This window comes from Sphingobacterium sp. HJSM2_6 (genome assembly GCF_049316305.1).
Taxonomy (GTDB): Bacteria; Bacteroidota; Bacteroidia; order Sphingobacteriales; family Sphingobacteriaceae; genus Sphingobacterium.
Map to the genome: position 1 here is coordinate 1 of NZ_JBMOXB010000034.1, position 3,983 is coordinate 3,983.

General features: G+C 29.6%; 2 protein-coding genes and 3 pseudogenes. 2 read left to right on the forward strand and 3 right to left on the reverse strand.

All coding sequences use genetic code 11. The features are described 5' to 3' along the window. Positions 1–161: 161 nt before the first annotated feature. From ACFRAE_RS17615 to ACFRAE_RS17625, 3 genes and pseudogenes are all read right to left on the reverse strand, one after another. Positions 162–269: pseudogene (locus tag ACFRAE_RS17615) on the reverse strand (LUD domain-containing protein); the annotation flags it as partial. Between the two features lie 162 nt (positions 270–431). Further along, complete coding sequence (locus ACFRAE_RS17620; RefSeq protein ID WP_422798489.1) at positions 432–926, reverse strand: hypothetical protein; 495 nt, start codon at positions 924–926, stop codon at positions 432–434. 5 nt (positions 927–931) lie between these two features. Then, positions 932–2,371: a hypothetical protein gene (locus ACFRAE_RS17625; RefSeq protein ID WP_422798490.1), complete on the reverse strand. Its 1,440-nt coding sequence runs from the start codon at positions 2,369–2,371 to the stop codon at positions 932–934. Between the two features lie 453 nt (positions 2,372–2,824). On the opposite strand from ACFRAE_RS17625, the pseudogene ACFRAE_RS17630 reads away from it, so the two are divergent. Together ACFRAE_RS17630 and ACFRAE_RS17635 are read left to right on the forward strand one after the other, a co-directional pair. After that, positions 2,825–3,481: pseudogene (locus ACFRAE_RS17630) on the forward strand (clostripain-related cysteine peptidase); the annotation flags it as partial. Between the two features lie 382 nt (positions 3,482–3,863). Further along, positions 3,864–3,983 (forward strand): annotated as a pseudogene (locus ACFRAE_RS17635) (ATP-binding protein); the annotation flags it as partial.

Below are 3,983 nucleotides of genomic sequence, written 5' to 3' on the forward strand. Positions count from 1 at the left end.
AATATTAAATAAGATTTCGATTTATCCCGGTAAATGCTGTAAGGATGCAACATTAATTTACCATACCATTCGGGATTAGAAAACACATAAATACTTAAGCCAATAGTTAGGGCAAAAATTAAACTGGCAACTGGTAGATTTATTAAATAATCAAGCAGCATTTAAAATCGATCTTCTAGTAAAAATAAATATAATTCTTTTGATCCATGGGCTCCTAATACTAACCTTTTTTCTATATCAGCAGTTCGGCTTGGACCTGTAATTGTACTAAAATAACCAAAAGATAGTGACTATTATATTTAGAAGACACTATTGGTGTCTTCTAAATATAATAGAACATAGGAATAATTAAATAGAACTTTCCATCTAAATTTTCTTTGTGATTTAAATTTCAAAAATCATATTCCTGAACATGACACACCAGTGCTAAATCACTTCCATGAATACCCAAGGCCAATACCAAAATATTGATAGGCAGATTCTCTATCCAAATTTGATTTAAGAGGATTCCATGTCAATTGTCCAGTAAATCCTTTCTTTGTTGGAGAAAATCTATAACCAATATCAGGAATGAACATTGTTCGGGTTATATTTTTAGGTTTACTATCTAACGGATAAAACCTTGAAAAGACAAAAGCAATATTTGCTCCAATGAGAAGTTGATGTCGCCCCTTTCCAAACAAATAATTTGTTCCAAATGATAAAGACGCTTCATAATCACCTCCATCATCCAAAAGCTCTATTGAGCCTACTCCAGCTGTAAGCCCGAATCCATTATTTTGTTCTTTTAATATTCTTGTATCATATTTGACACCTAGTAAAGGAGTTGTACCCAATACATTGATAGTTACATTTTGTCTTCTTTGAGCCGATAAATTATTAATGAAAACAAATACAAATAGAGAGTATAGAAATATTTTGATCATATCAATTAACTTTTATTTTTAACAAGAACTGAAGTTTTCCATACCCCGTTTAGTTTTCCTGCACCAAAGGCTGCCCCTGATATTACTTTTGGAGAATTGGATGGTGTTGCCGTAAGATTAAGACTGTTAATACTACTTCCAGATACCCCGATCATCATTGTTTGGAAACCGAAAGTGTATTCTATTTTAGCACCAGTGCTCGTTTTCTTTTTTTCTATAAGTGGAATAGTAATATAATTATTTCTAGGAATGGCGAAGCTAAACTTATTTGTTGTTGTAATGTTAGTACCTAACTGACTTTTCACATAATTAGTCAATGTTTGAATTGCATTGTTTTTTTGTTTATTCAAAAGATCCGAATAAATTGCCTCAGGATTATCTAATAGATCTTGTACAATCCCCCTAACATTAAACGGAAGGTCAGGAATAGCCAGAATATCTGTTAATCTATAAAGGTCAAAGGGATCATCATCTATTTTAATGGTAAAGAATTTTTTTAAATAAGGATTGGCACCATTATCTATTGGATTCTTAGGTGTATTGTTTGGTAGGTTCGCAAAAGAAGGTAAACTATAATCCAATGTAAGATTTACAAACCCTGCCCTTAGTTCATCATAATTTTGTAATGTCCTCCATCCGAACCAATATTTTTTCTTATGATCAATCCTTACAGAAGCTTTTACATAAGAAAAAATTAAAAAATTTTTTGCTTTTAGTTGTACAACGGGTCTATCCTTTGGACCAAAGTCATTTAATATTTCTCCATTCTTATCTGTATAAGAATAAATTTTAGCCCCAGAAAAATCCAATCCTTCAAAAACACTAGGTGCGAAATAATTCGAATAAGAAAAAGGTGTACTTGTTGCCGAATTAGCAACATTGTTAGATGGAACAAGAGGTGTAATAGGACTATCTGCATCATCGAGATGGTCTTCTGATGTATTGTTATATAACTCTTCTTCAATCCCATCTTTGTAATATACACCATCTCCTAAATAGAAAATTCTATCTTTTTTATCGGCAACTTTCGCCTCAGTTAAGTTAGGTTGCTCTGCTGTTAAAAACACTGGAATTGGCTCCTCTCCAGGCTCAGGGATTGGTAATTGATTAATAATTTGTTGATCAACCTCTACATATTGCTCTATATTCTGTGAAACATCATTTTTAGAAAAGAAAGTCCCAACATTAGTAACTTTGTATGTCATATCACCAATAGATACTTCGGCATCTTCATTAAATACAGATGCAAAAGCATCATCTTCCACAAGCATTTCAACAGGTTGATAAATTTCAGATTCTATTGAATTTCTAAATTTAATATCGTTGTTGTAACGTTCAAGATATTGATTAAAATCCTCTAATGTACTAAACTGCTTCTTTGGCCTTTTTTGGTTCACATTTACTCCAGGCACGTCAATTTCATTTCTTTTTTCGCAATACGACATAAAAATAACCGTTACCAGAAATGCTAAATACTTTTTTCATAAAATAATATATATTTTAGTTTAAATAGCTAAATTTAAATATAAAATATTAAAATGTCAAATTTATTAAAATTTATTTTCATTAGACTTATCTTATTATCATATTGCAATAAGAATAACGATAATAAGATAAATGAATGTAAATATGTGGCTATTTTTTACATGTCAGGAAACAACAATCTCCGTAATGATATAGAAAATGCAAATATTAAACTTCAAAAAGGATATACAGAAAATATCAAAAAAAAAATTTGGTATATGTAAAAATTAATGACACGTACTCCTATATATTGGAAATTAAAAACAGTAAAATGAGCTATATAGATAGTGATACAATTAAGACTTACAAAAATAAAAATGCATCAGATCCATCTCATTTGAAAGAAGTGTTATCTGATATAAAAAAAACATTACCATTCTGAAAAATATTCTCTTATACTATCTTCCCATGCTTCTGCATGGTATCCTCCCAAAACAGTAAAATTTATATCTTTTGGTATTGATCAAAATAAGGAAATGGAAATCAAGGATCTTAAATATTCATTAAGTGATTTAAAGTTTGAATATATTCTTTTTGACGCCTGCTATATGTCCAGTATTGAAGTTCTTTATGAAATGCGAAATAATTCAAGATATATTTTAGCATCACCGTCTGAAGTTATCTCTTATGGATTTCCGTATGAAAAAATTGCCAACAGGTTATTTGGAAACATCTCTGATTTAAAAATTATTTGTAATGAATATGTGAATTTTTATGAATCATTAGAATATAAATATCAATCTGCAAATGTAGCATTAATTGACTTGTCAAAATTAAGCGAGCTTGTAATAGATCTGAAAAACTTATTTAATGACAATAAAACTTTTAAAATAAATATTGATGAAGTACAGACTCTAGTATTTGATGAAAATGTTGATTATGAAGCCTATGATATTTTGAGTTTAATTAAAACCACTAAAAATAATATTAATAAAACTAACACACAGTTAAATGAATACGTCCTTTATAAAAGATATACACCAACTTTTAACGGAAAAAAAATCAATGATTTTTGTGGTATAAGTATATAGTATCCCTATAAAAACAGGAATAATATAATTTACAATATGGACTATAAGACATACTCTTTTTATGACCATAGTAATGTAAGTCAATTTTTTGGTAAATTTTGAGGCTGTATCATAAACTGTATCAATGGAATAATTAAATACAATTATATATATTTAATTATTCAAACGATATGGTCATAAAAGAAAATACACAATTCAACTTTGAACGCTTCTAAGAGGAAGCTATGCAAATAAGCTCCAATCTAATAAGCAAAACGTTCGCCAAAGCCTAAATTTTTCCTATAAACTAATCCTATTAGCATATTTAATTAATAAAACGTTTCCTAAAATGTTAAATAAAACATATTGCAGTGCTGTTTATGGCATTGATGCTACTACTATCCTTGTAGAGGTCATGCGACAACCCTTAGAATCAAGAAGTATCGGCATTTCCAGAGCAAAGTTTACCGTGGAATATCCTGCGAGTTTTATGCTCATTGCCGCCATGAATCCTTGCCCTTGT

What these genes read in the sequence shown, in the direction of transcription:
- ACFRAE_RS17620 (WP_422798489.1), bottom strand. Translation starts at nt 926, where the DNA reads ATGATCAAAATATTTCTATACTCTCTATTTGTATTTGTTTTCATTAAT.
- ACFRAE_RS17625 (WP_422798490.1), bottom strand. Translation starts at nt 2,371, where the DNA reads ATGTCGTATTGCGAAAAAAGAAATGAAATTGACGTGCCTGGAGTAAAT.